A 22,058-nucleotide genomic window follows, 5' to 3' on the forward strand; every position below is an offset into this window, starting at 1 on the left:
GAACATCGGACGCGAGCTATCTGGGCAGAAGCTCGATCTCCGCGAGTGCTCGAGAGAGACTCGGACTCACCGCGGCCGCCTCTGTGGGGCGCCAGACGGTCGAGGCATACTCATTCAACTGCGAAACATACAACGGGCCTGCAGCGCCTCCCGCTGCAGTCATGTCGCGCTTCACATTGCGCGAACGGGATTGGGCACACAGTGCGAGGAGAACGCGCTTGGCGTGCGGCGAGGACTCCGGATCCTGCGGAATGCGGTTGACCGGAACATGGAAGAACGTCGAGAAGGACTCGCGGTCAGCCATGAGCCACGCTTCTGTCATCGAGTGCGCAATCCGAAGGCTGAAACCTGGCTGCCAGTCCACGATTCCCGAGGTGAGCCGCGATCGAAGCAGGACCGGACACTCCGCATCGGAGTCGCGAAACACCACCCAAGGAAACTGAGCTGCTGCGCGGTTATAGTTTGGGATCTTCGGATCCAGCTTGCTCTTGCCTCCCGCGACGATGATCCTTCCGACCTGCTGGCCTGCCGCCAAGACCACGGCTCTCGCCGCTTCGCGATCCGATTCCCCCTCGACCACGACATTGATCATCTGCGTTTTCGTCCGACCGCGATCAGCCCGGAGAGGTCCTGCGGGGCGATCAAGCCGTCGACGATCTCAGAAGCTGGTAGCTCCGCCGCGAGTTCGCCGGCGACCTCCTCGATGTCAGAAAGGATATGTGCCACCGTCCCATCGTCTGTCACACGGAGCACCAGCACCTCGGCGGGACGCACACCCTCATCATTCAAGAGTTCAGGAGCATGCGTGGAGAGGATCACCTGGAGTGCGCGATCTCGCTGAGCTGTCGCGAGAACGGTCGGCAGCGTTCGAACGATTGCAGAGTTGAGAGAAAGCTCGGGCTCCTCCAAGAGTAGGACGCCGCCGTTCGCTGGTGCGCTCACAAGCGTCCAGAGCAGCCCGACAAGTCGAAGTGTGCCATCCGAGAAATCGACCTCACTCTGGCGAGCGGGTGTCTCGCGCCAGTTCTGGTAGCCGGCAATCAGGTGCGGCATCCCAGACTTGTCCACCTCGAGTCGGAGGGATTGGAACTCAGGGACGGCCGAGCGGAGAGCTGTCTCCATTCGACGGAACCACGCCTGGCGGGTCTTCACCGGGACAGCGTTCATCTGAGCGATGAAGTTGGACCCGAATGGGTCGTTGGCACCGGCACCGATACGAGACGGGTCGCGAATGATCTGCGGGACGAGATGGAAGTACTGAACCTTGGCGAAGTAGTCCGCGAGAACACGGAACTTCTGGTTGGCGGCAATCTGCTCAAGGTGGGTCTGCGTCAGCCGGACCGCGTCGCCCTCATCCGACTCATCTGGTCGGTTGAGGAGGACGGTTCCATTGTGTTCCACCACTTCCTCGTCGACGATAGGCCGGTTGAAGCCGCCTTTCTCGCCGCGGATGGCGATTCGGTAGCGCCAGGTGTCGCTTCCATCGGCAAGCTGGAGGTCGATGATCAGGCGGCCCTTTTGGTGGTTGCGGGCGAACAGGCTCCTCACCTTGCTCAGTCCGCCGCGACTCTCGATCGCAGATGCCAGGCCGCCGCCCGAGGAGGCGATATCGCCCAAGAAGCGGAAGAGATCGAGCAGATTCGACTTGCCTGACGCATTGGGTCCGACGACGAAAAGACGATTCTCGAGCGGCACGTCGAGCGTCTTGAAGTTTCTCCAGTTGCTCGCGGTCAGATGCGTGATGTGCATGCCGCCTCCGTCCAATGGTCGCGCTCGGGCCTGAAGCCCCAATGATACGGACTGGGTTCTCGCCAGCGTGGCTGGGGTTCGCGCATCGAGGCCGGCTAACGCGCTCACAACCCATCCAATCGTTCATGCGGAATGCAACCGACGCGGCCACCTTCGTCCGACAGGTGCGGCCTGACTTCTCAGACGACACACATCGGTGAAATATATGCAGATCAGTGTAGCGCCCAACGTTCGCACCTGACCACCATGCAGAACGCATCCAAAGACAGCGTCGCTGTAGCGAGACCTAGGAGACGAGTCGCTCGCGCAGGCGTTCGCCGGACGGGGCAGTGTCCCGCCGGGTCGGGCTGATCGTCGCCCAGACCTCGTCGAGGGAGAGGCCGAGCACCTCGGCGATGGCGGCGATCGTCGAGAACGCCGGCGTCGCGACCCGGCCCGACTCGATCTTCCGCAGCGTCTCCGGCGAGAGGCCGGCATCGAGCGCGATGTCGAGCATCGAACGCTCACCTCTGGCCTCGCGCAGGAGCGCACCGAGGCGCTGACCGCGTTCGACATCGGTGGGGGTGAGCGGAAGGCGGACCATGCGCCCAGTGTAGTACGGGATAGTTTGACCGGTATAGTTATTGGTCGAGCGCCGTTCGCGGCACGAACACCACCGCACCACGAACGCAGCACGCCGATGGAAGGGCCCCGCATGATCGAGATCTTCACCCCCACCGAGGTCGCGAAGGCGCGTCGCACCGGCGAGCTCGTCGCGAACATCCTCCACACGCTCAAGCACCGCGTGACGGTCGGCACCAACCTCCTCGAGATCGACCGCTGGGCCAAAGCGATGATCCTCGAGGCCGGCGCCGTCTCCTGCTACGTCGACTACGCACCCTCCTTCGGTCGCGGACCCTTCGGCCACTACATCTGCACCGCCGTCAACGACGCCGTCCTCCACGGCCTCCCCCGCGACTACACGCTGGCCGACGGCGACCTTCTCACCCTCGACCTCGCCGTCCTCCTCGACGGGATCGCCGCCGACTCGGCCATCAGCTTCGTCGTCGGCACGGCGACCCCCGAGGACCTCGCGCTCATCGAGACCACCCAGGAGGCCCTCGCCGCCGGGATCGCCGCCGCCAAGCCGGGTGCGAAGATCGGCGACATCTCCTTCGCGATCGGCACCGTGCTGCGTGGCGCCGGCTACCCGGTCAACATGGAGTTCGGTGGCCACGGCATCGGCACGACGATGCACCAGGACCCGCACGTCTCGAACGACGGTCGCGCCGGCCGCGGCTACAAGCTGCGCCCGGGCCTCCTCCTCGCGATCGAGCCGTGGGTCATGGCCGACACCGACAAGCTCGTCACCGACGCCGACGGCTGGACCCTCCGCAGCGTGACCGGCAGCCGCACCGCCCACAGTGAGCACACCATCGCGATCACCGAGGACGGCGCCGAGATCATGACGCTGCCGACCGTCACGTTCTAAACGCCTGAAGGCCTGTCGAGCACACTCGACCGGCCCGGCACACCGTGTTTAGGCTGGTGAGATGACCGACGATCGCCGCACGGCCCTCCGGGGCCGGTACCTGAGCCTCGGACTCGGCGAACTGTTCGCCGCCCTCGTGTTCATCTGGGTCGCGTTCGTCTCGGCGCTCCCGTTGCTCGAACAGTCGACCGATGCGCTCGCGTTCTGGTCGGCCCTCGTACCGCTGCTGGTGATCCTCGTGCAGGCCGGCGTCTACTGGCTGCTCGCCCGGCGGTGGGTCAAGCAGGGCACCATGCCTCCTGGACTAGCCGCCACCTACCGCGGTTTCCGCGTGCTCGACGCGGTCCTGCTGCTCGCGGGACTCGTCGGCATCATCGTCTGGTTCCCTGTCCACCCCTTCGCGGCCATCGGCATCCCGTTCGTCTGGCTCCTGGGTGTCATCGAGTACGTGAACTACTTCGTCGTCCGGCTCGCCTACCCACCGTCCATGTGGTTCCAGCGGATCGGCGAATGGCGCACGCCTCGCCTCATCCAGGACGTCTGGGCGGCTCACCGGAGCTGACGCTCAGCGAGCGGCGCTGAGCCCGTCGATCCACTGCGCGAACGTCTGCACGCCGCGCTGCGCATCTGGCCCGGCGAGGGTCGTGCCGTCGCGCATCGCCTTGCCGAAGCCGCCGGGCAGCGGGATCTGCGCGACCGGGCCGCGGATGCCCGTGGCCGCAGTGTAGGCCTTGACCATCGCGGTCATCCGCAGTTCCTCGGGGCCCGCGAGATCGGCCGGGCGCCCCTGCGGCTCGCCCTCCGCCAGCTCCACCAGGCGCTCGGCGACTTCGCGCGCGGCGATCGGCTGCGAGGTCATCGTCGGCACCATCGTGACCGGCCCGAAGCGGAACCGCTCGACCATCTGCTGCGCGAACTCGTGGAACTGCGTCGCCCGGAGGATCGTCCACGGGATGCGCCCAGTGCTGACGAGTTCGTCCTGCAGCGCCTTGCCCGCGTAGTAGCCGAAGGGCGCCTTGTCGCTTCCGACGATCGACAGCGCGACGTGGTGGGGCACGCCTGCGGCGCCCTCGGCCTCGAGCAGGTTGCGGGTGACCGCCCCGAAGAACTGGCGCGACTGCTGGGCGGACTGCGTGGCCGTCGAGGTCACATCGATGACGACGTCCGCGGCCTCCAGCTGCTGCGCGAGCCCGGCTCCGGTGGCGAGGTCGACGCCGGTCGCACGCGACAGCACGACCACCCGGTGTCCGCGCTCCTGGGCCACCGCGACAACGTGTCGCCCGACCATCCCGCTGCCTCCTGCGACGACGATCTTCATGCGACACTCCCCTCTGCTCGACGGATGTCACTCTATCGGCGGGAGGAAGCAGCCGTTCTCGACCGTGATCCGCAGCACGTCGGCATCGGGTCGGAGCTCCCGTTCGAAGATGATGGCGTCGTCGCGGAGCTGCGTCGACAGCTCCAGCTCGCCGTACGAGGGCACGATCAGCTCCGACCGGAACTCGTCCGAGTCGGCCGCGAGTTCGAGCGGCGGCGCGTACCCGTTGATGAGGTCGACGAGCACGGCGCGACTCGTTCCGACCGGCAGCTCGACCTCGACGACCATGCGCGCCAGCTTCGTGGCCCGACCGGACGGCGCCAGGCTGCTGCAGGGCGCCTCCGAGGCCTGGGGTGAGAACGCGAACGGCTGCCCACCCGTCGCCGTGTTGACCATCTGCCCGAGGAGGTCTGCAGCCACGGCGAACACCTCGTCTCGGGTGGGAAGTTCGTCGTCACGCTGGGGAGCGCTCGGGTCGATCGTCGGCGCCTCGGGCACCGTCGAAGCACGATCAATCCGCGGCTCCCCGACCTGACCCGTGCAGGCGACGATCACCAGCGCGAACACACTCAGCTGGGCGACCACTGCGACGACGATCGCCATGATCGAGCGCCGCCCGAGCGACCTGGAACGGCGCCCTGGCGGCGCCTCCGCGCGCGCATCGGTGGTCATTGCGTCCGGGATCGTGTCCACGCATACTCCTGTCTGGCCGTGTGTCGCGACGATGGCCGTCGCGATGCTGCAGCGACGGTATCGATCGGGAGCCGGTCGACGGCTCGACAGTTGGTGGGCATGACGCGGCGAGCGCGGATCGGGCGCCTGTGGAGCGGCGTCAAGCGTGTGCGCCGCCGACGAGTTGCAGGCACGTCTACCACGGTGTATAACAAATCTGCACTTCGAGATACAGATCCGGATCCGGCCGATCAGCCGCTCCCGAAGCGCGCCTCCCGCCCGAACCCGACCAGGAACCACCCGACTCCGATGACGACCCTGCAGCACCCCGCCACCACCGGCTCCACCCGCACCCCACGCCCGCAGCTCGCGGCACTTCCCCGCACCCTGCGCCGCAGTATCCCGGCCGAGCAACGCCAGCTGTTCCGCACCCTCGCGGCCACCATCGGCGGCTTCTGCCTGTTCACCGGCCTCGTCGGTGCGGCCATCACCGGCTGGATGGTGCTGCTCGGCCTTCCGGCCGCGGCGATCCTCCTCGGCGCAACCGCTCCCTGATCGATCGGCCGAGCTATCTCACCTTGGCGGGTAGCCCTTAGAAGTGCGTCCGCAGGAAGGGCGCCTGCTCCGTCGCGAAGGCGAGGTCGAGCGCTCGTACCGCCTCCGACGACCCGGTGATGAGCCCTGCTTCGGCGAGCGCCGACACGCGCGGGCCGCCGAGGAGGACGGCCGACAGCTCGTTGATGGTGAGGCGCACAGCGTCGTCGTCGGTCGATTCCGGCACGTCGCCGATGCGTTCCGCGACCGCGGCACCGTGCTCGTCGATGCGGAACGCGAACCGACCGCCGGCGAGTCCGAGGGCGTCCTCGACATCGAGCAGGTGCTCGCGAGGATCGGACGCCGCAGGGACGGTGAACCGGCGCGCGCCGAGCACGGTCGGCACGTCGACGATCCGGAGCCAGAGCGAGTCGGCTCGCGCGGTGGTCTTGACGGCGCGACGGTCGACGAGTCGCCACTGGATGGCTTCGACCGTCGGAGCCTGGTGGAAGGTGACCTTCGTGGTGAGGCTGATCCCGGTCAGGTGCCGCCAGAGCGCGTAGCGGGCCTCCGGGGTGGTGGCGACGAGGTCGTCGACGACGATCGTGCCCCACTCCTCGCCGACGCGGTAGAGCGCGTATCCCTGCGGCTCGCCGTCGGCGTCGTCGTAGCGGAGGGCGAGCGTGTCACCCTCACCGTGGCTGAAGTGGCGGATGGTCACCTCACGGAGGGCCTGCTTCCACCAGGCGACCCCGCGGTCGATGTCGCCGGTGCCGCGGGAGCGCTCGAACAGCCCGGGCGCGACGGTGGCGAGCGAGCGCGGGTCGAGCGTGTGGACGCGGCCGGCGGGCGGCGCACCCCGCCAAGCGACGCGCTTGGGGTCGACCTCGTGCGTGAACTCCCAGGTCGCCGGGGCGAAGCCGTAGCGACCGTAGATGGTCGCCTCGCTCGCGGTAAGCGCGACGACTGCGGCACCGGTGGCCTTCGCGTGGTGGAGTCGGTTCTCCATCAGTGACCGGGCGATCCCTCGACGTTCGTGGGAGGTCGAGACGGTCACCTCGGTGATGGCCAGGGCGCGGACGGTGCCGCCGGGGATCGACAGTGCGGTCGGGAAGGAACCGAGCGTGCCGACGGGGACGAGCGGTTCGGCCGCGGTGTCGTCGTAGACCCCGAGGATCGAGCTGCCGACGAGGAGCTGACGCCGCTCGGCACGCACCGCCACGTCGGTATCGGGCTTCGAAAGGAAGCCGCGCGACGCTGCACCCCACCAGAGGTCGAGGGCGGCGTGGTCCGTGTGGTCGAGCTCGACGGTGCGCAGGTTCATGCGACAAGCCTATTGGGGTGGCCGGAACGCAGGAGATCGGCGCGAGAGCAGGACGGGCGGGCGCGAAGCGTCCTGCTGTCGGGCGGATGTCCTGCTGCCGCGCCGCGAGGCGCGCGGCTCAGGCGACGTAGACCTTGCGGAGGGTCTCGCGGACCGTCCAGGTGGTGCGGGCGCCGGCGGCGAGCCGGCCGATGGAGCCGGCACGGAGCTCCAGCGACGGGGTGCCGTCGGCGAAGTCGACCGTCGCCTCACCGGAGAGGACCACGAACACCTCGTCGATCTCGGTGTCCTGCACGACGCCGACACCCAGCTCCCAGACGCCCACCTCGGTGTCACCGACGGCCGTGAGGGACACGATCCCGCTCCGCGGCGACCCCGAGACGACGTCCTCGGGCGCGAGCGGGTTGTCGGCGAGCGCCACGTCGGCACCCTGGAGCACCGCATTCGGAGCGAGCAGGTGGTCGGTCATGAGGTACCTCTCTGAGCAAGAAGGAGACGAGCGGGGTCGGCGCAGCCCGACGACCTACCCGACGCCCCAGCCGTAGGCGAGCTTGTGGGCTTCGAGCACGAAGAAGGTCTCGGTCGACCGCACCCCGGGCGTCGGCTGCAGGGTGTCGAGCAGGAAGGTCTTGTAGTGGTCCATGTCACGGCACACGGCCTCGACCATCACGTCGAAGCCGCCGCTCGTGAGCACCACGTAGCTCGTCTCCGCGTGCTTCGACAGCTCCTGGCACACCCCGCGCGCCATCCCCGGCTCGCAGCGGATGCCGATGAGCGCCAGGTGGTCGAAGCCGATCGACAGCGGGTTCGCGATGCCGACGATCTGCAGGATCCCGGTGTCCTCGAGTCGCTGGATCCGGTAGCGGACGGACGACGCCGGCAGCCCGGTCTCGGTGGCGATCTCCGAGAACGCCTTCCGTCCATCCTGCTGCAGGATCGCGATCAGCCGACGGTCGATGTCGTCAAGGTCGTTCATGTGGCTCCTCCGGCAGCGGGCGGATGGTCATCTGGCAAGCGTAGCGAGGGAAGCCGTGCGGCCCGGGTGCGGAGTCCGCCCCACCCGAGCCACGAGCCCCGACCGACCGACCGACCCGAACACGGGCGGTCGACCGGGGCGACGCCGATCGAGCGGACCGAGGGAGGTCGCTGATCGGCGGATCGGTCCGACTAGCGGACGTGGATCGCGCCGGTGCGGAGGTCGGTCATGTCGTGCAGCGTGTACATGCCACCGATCCGACCCCAGCCGGTGCCCTTGCCGCCCGCGCCACCGAAGGGCATGTTGATGTCCCACCAGCCGTTGGAGTCGTTGACGATGACCTGACCGGTCTCGAGCTCCTCCATGAAGCGGTAGGCCTTCGACAGGCTCTCGGTGAACACCGCGGACTGCAGGCCGAGCGCGTCGGCGTTGGCGATGCGGAGGATGTCGTCGTCGTCCTTGGCCGTGAGGATGGGGAGGACAGGACCGAACGATTCCTCGCGTGACAGCAGGCTGTCCTCGGAGACGCCGTCGACGATCGTGAAGTCGTAGTAGAGGTCCGTCGGGTGGCCGGTTGCACGACCGCCGCCGAGCAGGATGTCGAAGCCGAGCGCGCGGGCCTCGTCGAGGTGGCGGTCCATCTTCGCGGCGACGCCCTCGTTGTTGAGCGGGCCGAGGTTGATCCCCTCGTCGAAGGGGTTGCCGAGTCGCACGGTGGCTTTCGCGTAGGCGAGGGCGGCCTCGACGAAGGCGTCGTGGACGTTGTGGTGGACGATGAGCCGCTCGGTCGCGCAGCAGACCTGCCCGCCGCTGTAGAAGGCGGAGTCGACGGCGGCCTTCGCGGCGCGTTCGATGTTCGCGTCCTCGAGGACGACGATCGGACCGTTGCCGGAGCACTCCATGAGCGAGCGATTGAGGCCTGCGGTGCGGACGATCTTCGCCCCGGTGGCGGACGAGCCAATGAAGCCGATCGCGTCGATGCCGTCGTGGGAGACGAGCTCGGAACCGAACGCGCCGTCGCCGGGGAGGACGCTGACGAGCCCGGCCGGGACGCCCGCCTCGACGAGGCAGTCCATCGCCGCGAGGACCGCGAGGGGCGTGTTGCTCGGCGGCTTGACGATGCAGGCGTTGCCGGTCGCGAGGCCCGGGGCGACGAACTCGCTGAACATGAGGAGCGGGAAGTTCCAGGGCGTGATGATGCCCCAGACGCCGACCGGTGCGCGCCAGGTGAACATGCGCTTGTCGATGTCGCTCGACGGCAGCGTCTCACCGTAGAGACGGAGGGCGTCCTCGGCGTGGAGGTGGAAGAGCTGTGCGGCCTCGGCGATGTCGGCGATCGACTCGGCGAGCGGCTTGCCCTGCTCCAGCGTCTGCAGGCGGGCGAGCTCCTCGACGCGGGCGTTGATCGCGTCGCCGACCCGGTGGCAGATCTCGGCACGCTTGAACACGCCGAGCTTGCGCCACTCCCGCTGCGCCTCGTGCGCACGTCGCACCGCCTCGTCGAGTTCGGCGGTGCCGGCGACGGGGATCGACGCGATGACGTCACCGGTGACGGGGCTGATCACCTCCGAGCGCTCCGAGCTGGTTCCGTCGGTGAACTCGCCGGCGATGAAGAGCTGGGTGCGAGTGGGTGTCGGCAACGTGGTCATTCCGGACCTCCTGGTGTCGTGGCTGGGCCGACGACGCCGAACAGCGTCGTGCGGATGTCGTCGGGAGAATGTGGGATCAGCCTAGGACCTTGCGATTCCTCGAACAAGCAGTATTGTTTCGTCAAAGTTACGATTACAACAACGAGACCGACGCGATCTTGTCGTCACAACAATTCTTCGGCACATTGAGTGCACCAGCAGCGAGACAGCGACGTCCCGTCCCCCACGAATCGAGAAGAGCCCATGTCGACCGAACACGTCACCAGCACCGACGAGACCACGCACCTGCCGAAACGGATGCGCTGGTTCGACGGCTTCGCCATGGCGATGACCATGCCAGCCGCGCTCATCGCCACCCTCGGCGCCTCCATCACCGGCCTCGGCGGCTGGGGGGCCGCCGTCCTGTGGGCGATCTCCATGATCCTCGCCATGGGCGTCAACTGGATCTACACCGAGCTCGCCACCATGTTCCCGAACTCCTCCGGCGGCATCGCGCACTACGCGGCCGAAGCGTGGAAGTCCCGCGCCCCCTGGGTCGCACCGATCACCGGCGTCGGCTACTGGCTCCCCTGGGGCACCAACCTCGCCACCTACGGTGCGGTCACCGGGGCACTCATCCAGGCGCAGTGGTTCCCGAACGAGGAATGGGTGATCCAGCTCGGCCCGATCTCCATCACCTTCCCGATCCTCATCGGCCTCGGCGTCATCGGGGTGATGTACCTCATCAACGTCATCGGCGTCCGCGTCACCATGGCGTTCGTCTACATCACGGCCGGCATCCTGCTCATCCCGCTGTTCGTGTTCATCGTCTTCCCGCTCTTCAGCGCCGACTGGGCACCGCTCGACCTCACCTGGAAGCTCGAGGGCATCGAGGGCCTGCACACCGCGATCGTCTGGCTGTACATCATGGCGTGGACCACCTTCGGCATCGAGGTCTGCGCGACCTTCGCCCCGGAGTACCGCGACTCGGTGAAGGACACGACCAAGGCGATCAAGGCCTCCGTCCTCTTCTGCCTCGGCGTCTTCTTCGTCATCCCGCTGACCCTCGGCGGCTACGCGGGTGAAGCGGCGATCGCCGACAACCCGGCGACCTTCTTCGTCGCGAGCTTCGCCTCGCTCGTCGGTGGCGCCGCGGACGTCATGGTGCTCTGCCTCATCGCCTCGCTGCTGCTCATCATGACCACCTCGGTGGCCGACGCCTCCCGTGTGCTGTTCAACATGGGCAAGGAGCGCGTCACCGTCCCGTCCCTGGGTGTCCTCAACCGTCGCGGTGTGCCGTTCCGCTCGCTCAACGTGATGCTCGTCATGAACGTCGTGATCCTGGTGGTGCTGCAGAACCCGCTCGCGATCATCGTGACCGGCAACCTCGGCTACATCCTCACGCACTTCTTCGCCGTCTCCGGCTTCTTCCTGCTGCGCAAGGACCGCCCCGACGCCGCCCGCCCGATCCGCCTGCCGCGCTTCTTCGTGCCGCTGTCGGTCGTACTGTCGGTGCTCCTCGCGATCGTCCTCATCGTCGGCGCGACCGGGTTCTCCACCACGGGCTACGGCGGGTTCCTCGAGCTCGGCATCGCGCTCGGACTGCTCGCACTGGGCGTCGTGATCTGGCTGTTCGTGCAGCGGAGCACCAAGCGCGACGCGGGCCTCGGGAGCGGCGGGGCATCCGCCGGAACCCCACGTGCCGAGACCGAACGCACCGACGCCGCCCGCACCGACTGACCGCGCACCACGCGACCGCACCGAACCACGCACCACAGGGGACCCACCATGAGAACCATCTACGAACTGGCCGAAGAGCTCGCCGACACCGCACGCCTGCGGGACCAGCTGGACTCGGCCGAACCGGAGCCGTACTGGCTCGACGACCCGGCACGGCCCGCTCCACTCCCCCGCCTCGAGGCGGACGTCGAGACGGACCTGGCGATCGTCGGTGGTGGGTACTCGGGCCTGTGGACCGCACTGCTCGCGAAGGAGCGCGACCCGGACCGCCGGGTCGTGCTCCTCGAGGGCCGGCGCATCGCGTGGGCCGCGTCCGGTCGCAACGGCGGGTTCTGCGAGCCGAGCCTCACCCACGGATCGTCGAACGGCAAGAGCCGCCTGCCGCACGAGTTCGACCGCCTGGAGGAGCTGGGCCGCGAGAACCTGCGCGAGATCGGCGAGACCATCGGCCGGTACGACATGGACTGCGACTGGGAGGAGACGGGCCTGCTGCAGGCGGCGACAGCCCCACACCACGTCGACTGGTTGCGGGAGAGCGCCGAGGAGCACGGCGCCCGGTTCCTCGACCGCGAGGCGATGCAGGCGGAGGTCCACTCGCCGATCTTCCAGGCCGGCCTGTTCGAGCCCACCGGAGCGGCGCTCGTCAACCCGGCCAAGCTGGCGTGGGAGCTGCGACGTGTCTGCCTCGACCTGGGTGTGGAGATCCACGAGTACACGCACGTCCGCTCGATCCGGTCGGACGCGACGTCGGTCACCCTGACGACGACGCACGGTTCGGTCGTCGCGAAGCACGTCGCCCTCGGCACCAACGTCTTCAAGGCACTCATCCCGAGTGCCCGGAAGTACACGGTGCCGGTCTACGACTACGCCCTGATGACGAACCCGCTCTCCGCCGAACAGCTCGAGAGCCTGGGCTGGAAGGGCCGTCAGGGCATCTCCGACCTCGACAACCGCTTCCACTACTCGCGACTCACGACCGACGCGAACGGGTCGACCCGCATCCTCTACGGCGGCTACGACGCGGTCTACAACTACGGCGGGCGCGTCGAGCCGCGGTTCGACCAGCGCGAGGAGTCCTTCCTCAAGCTCGCCGCCCACTTCGCCCACACCTACCCGCAGCTCGCCGACCTCGGCTTCTCACACAAGTGGGGCGGCGCGATCGACACCTGCGGGCGGTTCTTCTCCTTCTTCGAGACCGCGCACGGCGGCAAGGTCGCGCACGCGGCCGGGTTCACCGGCCTCGGCGTCGGGGCGACGCGGTACGGCGCGAACGTCATGCTCGACCTCCTCGCCGGCACGCCGACCGAGCGCACGACGATGGACTTCGTCCAGAAGAAGCCGACGCCGTTCCCGCCCGACCCGCTCGCGTTCATCGGTGCGCGCATCTCACTGTCGGAGATGGCCCGAGCCGACCGTAACGAGGGCAAACGCGGGCTCTGGCTCCGCACGATGGACGCCGTCGGGCTGGGCTTCGACTCCTGAGCCGGGTTTCGACGCAGGAGCCGCAGTCCAACCCATGACAGGCGGAGCGTGGTTCGATACGGTGCAGGTGGTGGTCCCGCTCCCGTCGAACCCGCACAGCTCGCATCGGCCGGCAACGGACACCGCACCGCACCAGCAGCACCTCAGACAAAGGAGCACACCAGTGAGCGACTACGCCGTCGTCAACCCCGCGACCGGAGAGACTCTCCGCGACTACCCGACGATCACGGACGAGGAGCTGCAGCAGGCGATCACCGCCGCGTCCGCCGCCCACGAGGAGTGGTCGCGTCGCGCTCCCGTCGCCGACCGCGCTGCGCTCGTCGCCCGCGTCGCCGCCCTCCACACGGAGCGCCGTGAGCAGCTGGCCGAGATCGCCGTCCGCGAGATGGGCAAGACGTACGAGCAGGCGCTCGGTGAGGTCGACTTCGCCGCAGCGATCTACCAGTACTACGCCGACAACGGCGAGGCCTTCTCCGCCGATGAACCGATCGAGTTGTCCGACGGCACCGGCTCCGCGTTCATCCGTCGTGCGTCGCTCGGCGTGCTGCTCGGCATCATGCCGTGGAACTTCCCGTACTACCAGGTGGCGCGGTTCGTCGGCCCGAACGTCGTCAACGGCAACACGATCCTCCTCAAGCACGCACCGCAGTGCCCCGAGTCGGCGCTGGCGATCGCGCAGATCTTCGACGACGCCGAAGCCGAGCTGGGCGCCCACGATTCCGTGTACGTGAACATCTTCGCCACGAACGACCAGATCGCGACGGTCATCGCCGACCCGCGCGTGCAGGGCGTCTCGGTCACCGGTTCGGAGCGCGCCGGTTCCGCCGTCGCCGAGCTGGCCGGCAAGCACCTCAAGAAGGTCGTGCTCGAGCTCGGTGGGTCCGACCCGTTCATCCTGCTGTCGACCGACGACCTCGACGCCGCCGTCCAGGACGCCGTCAACGCCCGCATCGATAACAACGGGCAGTCGTGCAACGCCGCCAAGCGGTTCATCATCATCGACGAGCTGTTCGACGAATTCGCCGCGAAGTTCACCGAGGTCTTCACCGCGAACGCGCCGGCCGACCCGATGGCGGAGAGCACGCAGCTCGGCCCGCTGTCGTCGGCCGCCGCGACCGAGCGACTCGGCGAGCAGCTCGGCCGCGCGAAGGCGCAGGGCGCGACGATCCTGGCATCGGGCGAGCCGAATGGGAACTTCTTCCCGCCGGCCGTCCTCACCGACGTGACGCCTGAGATGGACGCGTTCCACGAGGAGTTCTTCGGGCCCGTCGCGTCGCTGTACCGGGTCGCGTCGGAGGAGGAGGCCGTGCGCCTCGCGAACGACACCCCGTTCGGCCTCGGCTCCTACGTGTACACGACCGACCAGGAGCAGGCGCTGCGGGTCGCGGACGGGATCGACGCCGGCATGGTGTGGATCAACCTCGTCCTCGGCGACGCGGCGGAGCTGCCCTTCGGCGGCGTGAAGCGCTCCGGCACCGGCCGCGAGATGGGCAAGCCCGCGATGGACGAGTTCGTCAACAAGAAGCTCATCCGCATCGCGTAGGCACCTCGGCCCCGGTCACTGAGCTCGCGCCATCGGTCACTGACGCCCCATCCAGTCACTGACGCCCCATCCAGTCACTGACGCCCCTACCCGGCCACTGACGCCCCCACCCGGTCACTGAGCCTGTCGAAGTGCGGTCCCGCCCGGCGTCGACCGCCCTTCGACAAGCTCAGGGACCGGGATGGGGTGCGCGCGAGGACCGGGACACGGTGCACCCGCTCACCGCGCTCCTCACCCGCGGAACGCGTTCCGGTCACTGAGCTTGTCGAAGTGCGGTCCCGTCGTGCGGTCGCTGCCCTTCGACAAGCTCAGGGACCGAGAGGGGTGCGACTCAGGGACCGGACCGGGATGGTTCAGCTCAGGGACCGGGATGGCTGGGTGCGGCTTGGGGACCGGAACCCCCGCTGGGGTTCGTCGGCAAGCGGCGGTCACCCCAAGCCGAGGACCTTCTCCGCTCCCTGAGCCTGTCGAAGGGCCCACGGTGGCACCTCGACAAGCTCGGTGACCGGGGTGGGCTCGGTGACCGGGGTGCGCTCAGCGACCGGGGGCCGAAGGATCTTCAGCCGTCGGTGAGCTGGAGGGCGCTCCAGAGCTCGGCGCGGTCGCCGAAGCGCGAGAGGTCGAGGTCGAGCAACGATTCCAGCGTGGTGATGCGCGCCCGGAGGGTCTGCCGGTGGATCCCGAGGCGGCCGGCCGCCTGATCGGTCACGCAGTTCGCCTCCAACCACACCCGGGCCGTTTCCACATGGACCGCCCGAGCCTCGGCTCCGAGCCCGCCCAACGGCTCCAGCAGCCGATTCGCCAGCACCGATCCGCCCGAGGCGCTCAGCAGCCCGAGCAACCCCTGCTCGGCGAGTGCCTCGTACCGCACGAGCCGCGGGGTCTCCCCGGCCGACGCCCGAGCCCGCTCGGCCTCGGACAGCCCGTCCCGCAACCCCTCCCAGCTCGTCCTCGCCGACACCCCGCCGGACAGCCCGTGGCGGCCGACGACGGCGTCCCAGAGTCCGGTGTCCGCGTCGCTCGACACGATGACGATCCGCTCGTCTTGCTCAGCGAAGAACAGCTTGCCGCCGTGCGCCGCGGCCTGCACGTCGAGTTCCGAGAGGAAGCCCAGCTCACCCTCGGGGATGTCGACCACGGCGACGCGGATCGGGTCGGGCGGCAGCGGCCCCCAGAGCCGCTGGGCGGTGCGCTCGGCGACGGCGCGGTCCCCGGAGAGCAGCAGCTCGAGGAGCCCCGACCGCAGTTGCCGGCGTGCGAGATCGAGGGCGCTGTGCTGCTCGAGGGCGATGCTCGCGAGGCCGATGACGCTGGAGACGAGGTCGTGCTCGGCGTGGTCGAGCGGCACGCTGGAGCCGACCGCGAGGATGCCTCTCAACTCACCCCGGCGACCGAGCGTCAGCAGCGTCGCGCCCTCGGCTCCGTCCGCGAGGTGCAGGCCGGCCCGCGACCCGCGGCGCAGCACCTCGGCGACGGCGGCCTCCACGCCCTCCGGCACCGGCTCGCGCGTCCTCGTGGTGACCCGGTTGCCGAGCGCGTCGTACAGCGCGACCCAGCAGCCGAGCTGCTGCCCCAGCTCCGCGAGGATCGCCGTCAGGCCGTCGGGTCGGAGCGCCGCCCTCGCGACCGCACGCTGGGCGGCGAGCGACCATTCGAGCGACGCCACGCGCGCGGCTGCGACCGCGTCGGCGACGAACCGGATGATGCCGATGAACGGGGTCCGCTCCCCCACCTCGAGCAGGGTGAACCCGTGACGCTCGCACGCGTCGACGAGCCGCTGCGGGATGTCGGCGTGGATGATCCCGGTGGCGAACCCGAGCGCGAGCACGCCCCGGGCGGAGAGGCGGCGAACGTACTCGTCGGCGCGGCGGTCGGCGAGCTCGTCGCTCATCTCGCCGGCGAACTGCATGCCGTCGGTGAGGAGCAGCTGGCCGGGTTCCAGCCAGGGTGTCGGGTCGCCGAGGTCCGAGCTGTGCACCCAGGCGATGTCGCGATCGAGGACGTCGGCGTCACCCGCGACGACGAGGCCGAGCTTGAAGACCGGCTCAGCCATGAGCGTGCGCAGGGACACGTTCGAGGACGCACGGCCGACCTCGCCAGCGATCACTGAAGTGGTGGACATGTGCCGAAGCTATCACTGATCCCGCCATGTACATCGGCCGCATCGATTGCCAGGCTGCAGGAGTGATCAATGACTTCCTCTCCGGCCTCGACAACGCCGGCGTCCGCGACGCCGACACCCAGCGCGTCCTGCACTCCTGGTCCGCCCAGAGCACGCTCAAGCCACTCCCCATTGCGGGTGGGCTCGGCAGTACCGTGTGGGACCACGACGGACGCCACTACCTCGACTTCTCCAGCCAGCTCGTCAACGTGAACCTCGGGTACCAGCACCCGAAGGTGGTCGCGGCGATCCAGGAGCAGGCGGCGCAGCTCACCACGATCGCGCCCGCTGCGGCGAACGCGACCCGTGCCGAGGCGGCTCGTCTCATCCTCGACCGCGCCCCTGAAGGCTTCGAGAAGGTCTTCTTCACCAACGGCGGCGCCGACGCGAACGAGAACGCGATCCGCATGGCACGCATCGCCACCGGCCGCGACAAGGTCATCTCGACCTACCGCTCTTACCACGGCAACACGGGCGCGGCCATCGTCGCGACGGGCGACTGGCGCCGCATCCCCAACGAGTACGCCCGCGGCCACGTGCACGTGTTCGGCCCGTACCTCTACCGCACCGAGTTCTGGGCGACGACGCCGGAGGAGGAGTCGGAGCGCGCCCTCCGCCACCTCGAGCGCACCGTCCAGGCGGAAGGCCCCGGCTCGATCGCCGCGATCCTCCTCGAGACCGTGCCAGGCACCGCCGGCATCCTGACCCCGCCGCCCGGCTACCTCGCGGGTGTCCGCGCGATCGCCGACCGCTACGGCATCATGCTCATCCTCGACGAGGTCATGGCCGGCTTCGCCCGCACCGGCGAGTGGTTCGCGTTCGACGCGTTCGACGTGCGCCCCGACCTCATCACCTTCGCGAAGGGCGTCAACTCCGGCTACGTGCCGCTCGGTGGCGTCATCGTCTCGGAGCACATCGCTCGCGTCTTCGACGAGCAGGTGTTCCCCGGTGGGCTCACGTACTCCGGCCACCCGCTCGCCGCCGCGAGTGTCGTCGCGACGCTCACCGCGATGGCCGAGGAGGGCGTCGTCGAACACGCCAAGGCGATCGGCGCCGACCACATCGGGCCCGCGCTCCGCTCCCTCGCCGAGCGCCACGAGCTCATCGGTGAGGTCCGCGGCAGCGGCGTGTTCTGGGCGGTCGAGCTCGTCGAGGACCGCGACACCCGCGCACCGCTCGATGCGGCGGCGATGGGTCGGTTCAAGTCGTCCCTGCTCGAGGCCGGCCTCCTGCCGTTCATCAGCGAGAACCGCATCCACGTCGTCCCGCCTGCCGTCGTGACCGCCGACGAGGTCGCCTCAGGCATCGCGATCATCGACGCCGCCCTCGGCGAGCTGCGCGCATGAGCGGCGACCCGGACTCGTTCTGGGACTCGGTGTCGGGACTCCCGGCACCCGTTCCGGCTCGACCAGCACCCAGCACCCCTGCACCCCACGACGCCCAGGAGCACTCCGCATGACCACCACCGCCACGAGCACCACCCCCACCACCGACGCCGGTTCGCTGCCGGTCGTCCCGCACTGGATCGATGGAGCCGAAGCCCCGTCCACCTCGGGTCGCACCGCCCCGGTCTACGACCCCGCACTCGGTGTCGCGACGAAGCACGTCGCGCTCGCGAACCAGTCGGAGATCGACCGCGCCGTCGCATCCGCCGCCGCGGCCTTCCCCGCCTGGCGCGACCTCCCGCTCGCGAAGCGTCAGCAGATCGTGTTCAAGTTCCGTGAGCTGCTCGAGGCGAAGAAGGGTGAGCTGGCGGAGATCATCACCGCGGAGCACGGCAAGGTCGTCTCCGACGCGCTCGGCGAGATCACGCGTGGGCAGGAGGTCGTGGAGTTCGCGACCGGCCTCGCGCACCACCTGAAGGGTGAGTTCTCCGAGCAGGTCTCCACCGGTGTGGACGTGTACTCCACGAAGCAGCCGCTCGGGGTCGTTGGGATCATCTCGCCGTTCAACTTCCCCGCGATGGTGCCGATGTGGTTCTTCCCGATCGCGATCGCGGCCGGGAACACGGTCGTGCTGAAACCGAGTGAGAAGGACCCGTCCGCGGCGATCTGGCTCGCGAAGCTCTGGAAGGAAGCAGGCCTCCCCGACGGCGTGTTCACGGTGTTGAACGGTGACAAGGAGGCCGTCGACGGGCTCCTCACCCACCCCGACGTCCGCGCGATCTCCTTCGTGGGTTCCACCCCGATCGCGAAGTACGTCTACGAGACCGGCACCGCACACGGCAAGCGCGTCCAGGCGCTCGGCGGGGCGAAGAACCACATGCTCGTGCTGCCCGACGCCGACCTCGACCTCGTCGCCGACTCCGCCATCAACGCCGGCTTCGGCTCCGCGGGCGAGCGCTGCATGGCGATCTCGGTCGTCGTCGCGGTCGAGCCAGTCGCGGACGAGCTCATCGCCAAGATCGCCGAACGTGCGGCGACCCTGCGGATCGGTGACGGACGCCGGAACTGCGACATGGGCCCGCTGGTGACGAAGGTGCACCGCGACAAGGTCGCGTCCTACCTCGACTTCGCCGAACAGGACGGCGCCACGATCGTCGTCGACGGCCGCAACACGCCCATCGACGGCGACCCGAACGGGTTCTGGCTCGGCCCGACCCTCATCGACAACGTCCCGACGACGTCGAAGGTGTACACGGAGGAGATCTTCGGACCCGTCCTCGCGGTCGTCCGCGTCGCCTCCTACGAAGAGGGCGTCGCGCTGATCAACGGTGGTGCGTTCGGCAACGGGACGGCGATCTTCACCAACGACGGCGGTGCCGCCCGACGGTTCCAGAACGAGATCCAGGTCGGGATGATCGGCATCAACGTGCCGATCCCCGTGCCGGTCGCGACGTTCTCCTTCGGCGGGTGGAAGGACTCCCTGTTCGGCGACACCAAGGCCCACGGCGCGGAGGGCGTCCGGTTCTTCACCCAGCAGAAGGCCATCACCTCCCGCTGGCTCGACCCCTCCCACGGCGGCATCAACCTCGGCTTCCCCCAGAACTGAGGTTCCCGGCCCCTCGGCAGCGCTCCCCCGCGAGCCTGCCGAGGGGCCGCGTGCTTCCGAGGCCCCTTCGACAAGCGGTCCCTGAGCCTGTCGAAAGGCCATGCCTCCCCAGCTGCCCTTCGACACGCGGTTCCTGAGCCTGTCGAAGGGCGGGACCGGACGTTCGGTCCGAGATCTCCGTGCGGCGGACGCTTGGGCCCTTGCCACGGGTCGGACTCAGCCGCGACAATGGCCCCGCCGACCACGACCGACGAGGGGCGCCACCGATGGCCATCGAACCGACCGAACTCGATCACCGCTTCACCGCGCCGATCGGCGTCGACGTGAAGGGCGACGTCTGGTCCTGCGTCGAGATGCCCGGCTCGGCCGAGTTCTTCGGCACCGGCAAATCCGTCCGCGTCGACGCGGCCGTCGACGGTGTCGAGCTCCCGAACGTCGGGCTCATGCCGACCGGCTCCGGTGGTCACATGCTGTCCATCAGCGCGAAGCTGCGGAAGCGTCTCGGTAAGGACATCGGCGACACCGTCGACGTCCATCTCACCCGCCGCCTGAGCTGACGACAGGAGATCCGCGCGGCAGCAGGAGATCCTGAGGGAGGACCTCCTGCTGTCGGGCGGATCTCCTGTGCTCAGCCGCCCGTGACCCGGCGGATGAGGTCCTGGATGAACGGCACCACGTCCGATGCCTGGTCGACGCCCGCGAAGGCGACCGCCAGCAGCGGCCACAGCGACACGAGGAGCGCCGAGATCACCGCCGCGACGGCCAGCACCCAGGAGAGTGCGCCGTTGCGGCTGCGGACGCACCCGAGCAGGAACAGCAGCGCGAGGACGTACCCGATGAGGAGCGCGACCACGATGCCACCGACCGGGACGTTGAGCGCACCGACCGTCGCGCCGTCGGCCGCACCGATGAGCCCGAGGATCGGGATCAGCACCCCGACGACGATCAGGACGAGGAGGACGACTCCCGTGATCGCGGCCGCCCACACTGCACGCGGACGCGGACGGACGCCGTACGACGTGGTCCGACTGAAGAGCGGCATGTCACTGCTCCTTCGTCGGCGCCGCAGCTTGGGCGGCCTCGGCGGGAGCGTCCGCCACCTCGTCGACGTCAGCGACCTTCGGCGCAGGCTGGTCGTGCGTGTCATCGTCGGCGGGCTCGAGCGCGCTCGGGGTTCCGTCGACGGGCTCCGCGGCGCCGCCGTTCTGCTCGGGGTCCGAAACAAGGTCGGCATCCGGGCTGGTGGTGGCCGGCACTTCCGCTGGAACGTCGTGGATCGCGTCAGCCGCCCCGACGGGCTCGGCGCCGGCGAGGTTCGAGTCGCCGTGCGTCACCTCGTCAGCGACGGTCGCGAGCGAGTCGGCCGCGGTGGCCAGCTGGCGGGCGGCTTCGGCGAGTTCCTCCGACACGTCGTCGGAGGATTCCGACACCACCTCATCGATCGGTTCACCGGCGACGTCGCCGTCGGCCGTGAGCTCGTCGTCGGCACCCGCGACCACGACCGGCTGCTCGTTCTCCAGCGACCGGCCGTCGTCGCCCTCGGACCGGCCGGTCCGCCGCTCCACCGCGTCGCCAGCGGCGTCGGCCAGGTCGGCCGCTCCGGCTCGCGCCGAGTCCACCGCGTCCGATGCAGCAGCCTTCGCCGTGCCGAGGGCATCCCCGGCGGCCTCCGCCGCATTGCCGATCGTGGCACCCGCCGCGGACGTCGCATTGCCGATGGCGGCCTTCGCGTCGTCGATCGCCTCGCCCGGATCGGGCTCGATCGGGTCGAACGGCCCGTGGATGTCGGTGACCGTGATGTCGATGTCGACCGGTCCCGGGTGGCGGGCTTCCAGCGCCGCCGCGACGTCGGCCCGGACGGTGTCCGCGACCTCGTCGATGCTGGCCGGGTACTCGGCAACCAGTGAGACCTCGACGTTCAGCACGTCGTCGTCGGCCAGGACGTTGACGCCGGGGACGGCGGTGCGACCGAGCAGCCGGGTGCGGGCGCTGTCGATGGCGCGGGCCGTCGGGGAACCGAGGGCGTGCACGCCGGGGACCGTCTCGGCCGTCGAGGCGATGACCTGGGCGAGCTCGTCGGCCTCCTGCTCACGTCTCCGGCCGGAGTCGAGCTCGACCACCGGAGCGTCCGCGGGTTCCGGCGAAGCCACCGGCTCCGACACGGTCACCGTCACCGTCGGCGTCTCGTCGGAGACCGAGTCGGTCACAGCCGGTCCACCGGCCGCTGATCCAGGGACCGTCGTGTCCGCCGCAGCGACCGATCCAGGAGCAGACGCGGTCCGGCCCGCGTGCTCGCCGTCGTGCGACTCGATGCGGCGGACCTCGTCATCGGGATGCGCGGGCACGAGCACCGTCGGGTGCTCCGCCCGGACCTCGGCCGGGGTGGGGATGTGGTGCTGGTCCGGGTGCTTCGTGTCGTCGCTCATGCGATCCTCCTCGCACCGCGTCGGCGGTGCATCGGTCCTACTG

The 22,058-nt window shown here is 69.1% G+C and carries 21 protein-coding genes; 9 read left to right on the top strand and 12 right to left on the bottom strand.

Annotation, left to right across the window (positions count from 1 at the left end; translation table 11 throughout):
* Positions 1-16: 16 nt before the first annotated feature.
* The 3 genes from ACLIME_RS11610 to ACLIME_RS11620 all read right to left on the bottom strand — a co-directional run bounded on the left by ACLIME_RS11610 (position 17) and on the right by ACLIME_RS11620 (position 2,332).
* Positions 17-592, bottom strand: a complete 576-nt coding sequence (locus ACLIME_RS11610; protein ID WP_411557002.1) for a hypothetical protein — start codon at positions 590-592, stop codon at positions 17-19.
* Positions 589-1,749 carry an AAA family ATPase gene (locus ACLIME_RS11615; RefSeq protein WP_411557003.1) on the bottom strand — a complete coding sequence of 387 codons (1,161 nt, stop codon included), beginning with the start codon at positions 1,747-1,749 and terminating at the stop codon, positions 589-591. The genes ACLIME_RS11610 and ACLIME_RS11615 overlap by 4 nt, the downstream gene beginning before the upstream one ends.
* 286 nt (positions 1,750-2,035) lie before the next feature.
* Positions 2,036-2,332 carry a helix-turn-helix domain-containing protein gene (locus tag ACLIME_RS11620; RefSeq protein ID WP_121292442.1) on the bottom strand — a complete coding sequence of 99 codons (297 nt, stop codon included), beginning with the start codon at positions 2,330-2,332 and terminating at the stop codon, positions 2,036-2,038.
* A 111-nt stretch (positions 2,333-2,443) separates the two neighbouring features.
* Between ACLIME_RS11620 and map the strand changes: the two genes are divergently transcribed.
* Together map and ACLIME_RS11630 are read left to right on the top strand one after the other, a co-directional pair.
* Positions 2,444-3,220, top strand: a complete 777-nt coding sequence (gene map / locus ACLIME_RS11625; RefSeq protein WP_079706538.1) for a type I methionyl aminopeptidase — start codon at positions 2,444-2,446, stop codon at positions 3,218-3,220.
* A 61-nt stretch (positions 3,221-3,281) separates the two neighbouring features.
* Complete coding sequence (locus ACLIME_RS11630; RefSeq protein ID WP_411557004.1) at positions 3,282-3,782, top strand: hypothetical protein; 501 nt, start codon at positions 3,282-3,284, stop codon at positions 3,780-3,782.
* Between the two features lie 3 nt (positions 3,783-3,785).
* Here ACLIME_RS11630 and ACLIME_RS11635 read toward each other — a convergent pair whose 3' ends face one another.
* Both ACLIME_RS11635 and ACLIME_RS11640 read right to left on the bottom strand, forming a co-directional pair.
* Entirely contained in the window at positions 3,786-4,538 is a 753-nt protein-coding gene (locus tag ACLIME_RS11635; RefSeq protein WP_411557005.1) for an SDR family oxidoreductase, read from the bottom strand.
* A gap of 27 nt (positions 4,539-4,565) precedes the next feature.
* Complete coding sequence (locus ACLIME_RS11640) at positions 4,566-5,210, bottom strand: hypothetical protein (protein ID WP_411557006.1); 645 nt, start codon at positions 5,208-5,210, stop codon at positions 4,566-4,568.
* A 309-nt stretch (positions 5,211-5,519) separates the two neighbouring features.
* On the opposite strand from ACLIME_RS11640, the gene ACLIME_RS11645 reads away from it, so the two are divergent.
* A complete protein-coding gene (locus ACLIME_RS11645; RefSeq protein ID WP_192006126.1) occupies positions 5,520-5,765 on the top strand; it encodes a hypothetical protein in 246 nt (81 codons plus the stop codon).
* Positions 5,766-5,802: 37 nt separating this feature from the next.
* On the opposite strand, the gene ACLIME_RS11650 is transcribed toward ACLIME_RS11645, so the two are convergent.
* The 4 genes from ACLIME_RS11650 to ACLIME_RS11665 all read right to left on the bottom strand — a co-directional run bounded on the left by ACLIME_RS11650 (position 5,803) and on the right by ACLIME_RS11665 (position 9,693).
* On the bottom strand, positions 5,803-7,068 hold the full coding sequence (locus ACLIME_RS11650) for a GNAT family N-acetyltransferase (RefSeq protein WP_411557007.1): 1,266 nt from the start codon (positions 7,066-7,068) through the stop codon (positions 5,803-5,805).
* 118 nt (positions 7,069-7,186) lie between these two features.
* Complete coding sequence (locus ACLIME_RS11655; RefSeq protein ID WP_124767512.1) at positions 7,187-7,537, bottom strand: cupin domain-containing protein; 351 nt, start codon at positions 7,535-7,537, stop codon at positions 7,187-7,189.
* A 54-nt stretch (positions 7,538-7,591) separates the two neighbouring features.
* Entirely contained in the window at positions 7,592-8,044 is a 453-nt protein-coding gene (locus ACLIME_RS11660; RefSeq protein WP_056013555.1) for an Lrp/AsnC family transcriptional regulator, read from the bottom strand.
* 191 nt (positions 8,045-8,235) lie between these two features.
* Complete coding sequence (locus ACLIME_RS11665; protein WP_411557008.1) at positions 8,236-9,693, bottom strand: aldehyde dehydrogenase family protein; 1,458 nt, start codon at positions 9,691-9,693, stop codon at positions 8,236-8,238.
* A 243-nt stretch (positions 9,694-9,936) separates the two neighbouring features.
* Here ACLIME_RS11665 and ACLIME_RS11670 point away from each other — a divergent pair, with 243 nt between their 5' ends.
* From ACLIME_RS11670 to ACLIME_RS11680, 3 genes are all read left to right on the top strand, one after another.
* Entirely contained in the window at positions 9,937-11,412 is a 1,476-nt protein-coding gene (locus tag ACLIME_RS11670; RefSeq protein WP_411557009.1) for an APC family permease, read from the top strand.
* A gap of 48 nt (positions 11,413-11,460) precedes the next feature.
* Entirely contained in the window at positions 11,461-12,894 is a 1,434-nt protein-coding gene (locus ACLIME_RS11675) for an NAD(P)/FAD-dependent oxidoreductase (protein ID WP_411557010.1), read from the top strand.
* Positions 12,895-13,057: 163 nt separating this feature from the next.
* The gene (locus ACLIME_RS11680; RefSeq protein WP_411557011.1) at positions 13,058-14,437 is read left to right on the top strand and encodes an NAD-dependent succinate-semialdehyde dehydrogenase; all 1,380 of its coding nucleotides are present in this window, start codon (positions 13,058-13,060) and stop codon (positions 14,435-14,437) included.
* Positions 14,438-14,996: 559 nt separating this feature from the next.
* On the opposite strand, the gene ACLIME_RS11685 is transcribed toward ACLIME_RS11680, so the two are convergent.
* Positions 14,997-16,559 carry a PucR family transcriptional regulator ligand-binding domain-containing protein gene (locus tag ACLIME_RS11685; protein ID WP_411557012.1) on the bottom strand — a complete coding sequence of 521 codons (1,563 nt, stop codon included), beginning with the start codon at positions 16,557-16,559 and terminating at the stop codon, positions 14,997-14,999.
* A gap of 62 nt (positions 16,560-16,621) precedes the next feature.
* Between ACLIME_RS11685 and ACLIME_RS11690 the strand changes: the two genes are divergently transcribed.
* From ACLIME_RS11690 to ACLIME_RS11700, 3 genes are all read left to right on the top strand, one after another.
* Positions 16,622-17,944, top strand: coding sequence for an aspartate aminotransferase family protein (locus tag ACLIME_RS11690; RefSeq protein ID WP_411557013.1), 1,323 nt, complete (start codon positions 16,622-16,624; stop codon positions 17,942-17,944).
* 109 nt (positions 17,945-18,053) lie between these two features.
* On the top strand, positions 18,054-19,589 hold the full coding sequence (locus ACLIME_RS11695) for a CoA-acylating methylmalonate-semialdehyde dehydrogenase (protein WP_411557014.1): 1,536 nt from the start codon (positions 18,054-18,056) through the stop codon (positions 19,587-19,589).
* Positions 19,590-19,855: 266 nt separating this feature from the next.
* Positions 19,856-20,146, top strand: a complete 291-nt coding sequence (locus ACLIME_RS11700) for a DUF1905 domain-containing protein (protein WP_411557015.1) — start codon at positions 19,856-19,858, stop codon at positions 20,144-20,146.
* Positions 20,147-20,217: 71 nt separating this feature from the next.
* On the opposite strand, the gene ACLIME_RS11705 is transcribed toward ACLIME_RS11700, so the two are convergent.
* Together ACLIME_RS11705 and ACLIME_RS11710 are read right to left on the bottom strand one after the other, a co-directional pair.
* Positions 20,218-20,631, bottom strand: a complete 414-nt coding sequence (locus tag ACLIME_RS11705; RefSeq protein ID WP_159875964.1) for a hypothetical protein — start codon at positions 20,629-20,631, stop codon at positions 20,218-20,220.
* A 1-nt stretch (position 20,632) separates the two neighbouring features.
* The gene (locus ACLIME_RS11710; protein ID WP_411557016.1) at positions 20,633-22,015 is read right to left on the bottom strand and encodes an Asp23/Gls24 family envelope stress response protein; all 1,383 of its coding nucleotides are present in this window, start codon (positions 22,013-22,015) and stop codon (positions 20,633-20,635) included.
* Between the last annotated feature and the right edge of the window lie 43 nt (positions 22,016-22,058).

The organism is Plantibacter sp. MPB07 (assembly GCF_046619465.1).
GTDB classification, from domain to species: Bacteria; Actinomycetota; Actinomycetes; order Actinomycetales; family Microbacteriaceae; genus Plantibacter; species Plantibacter auratus.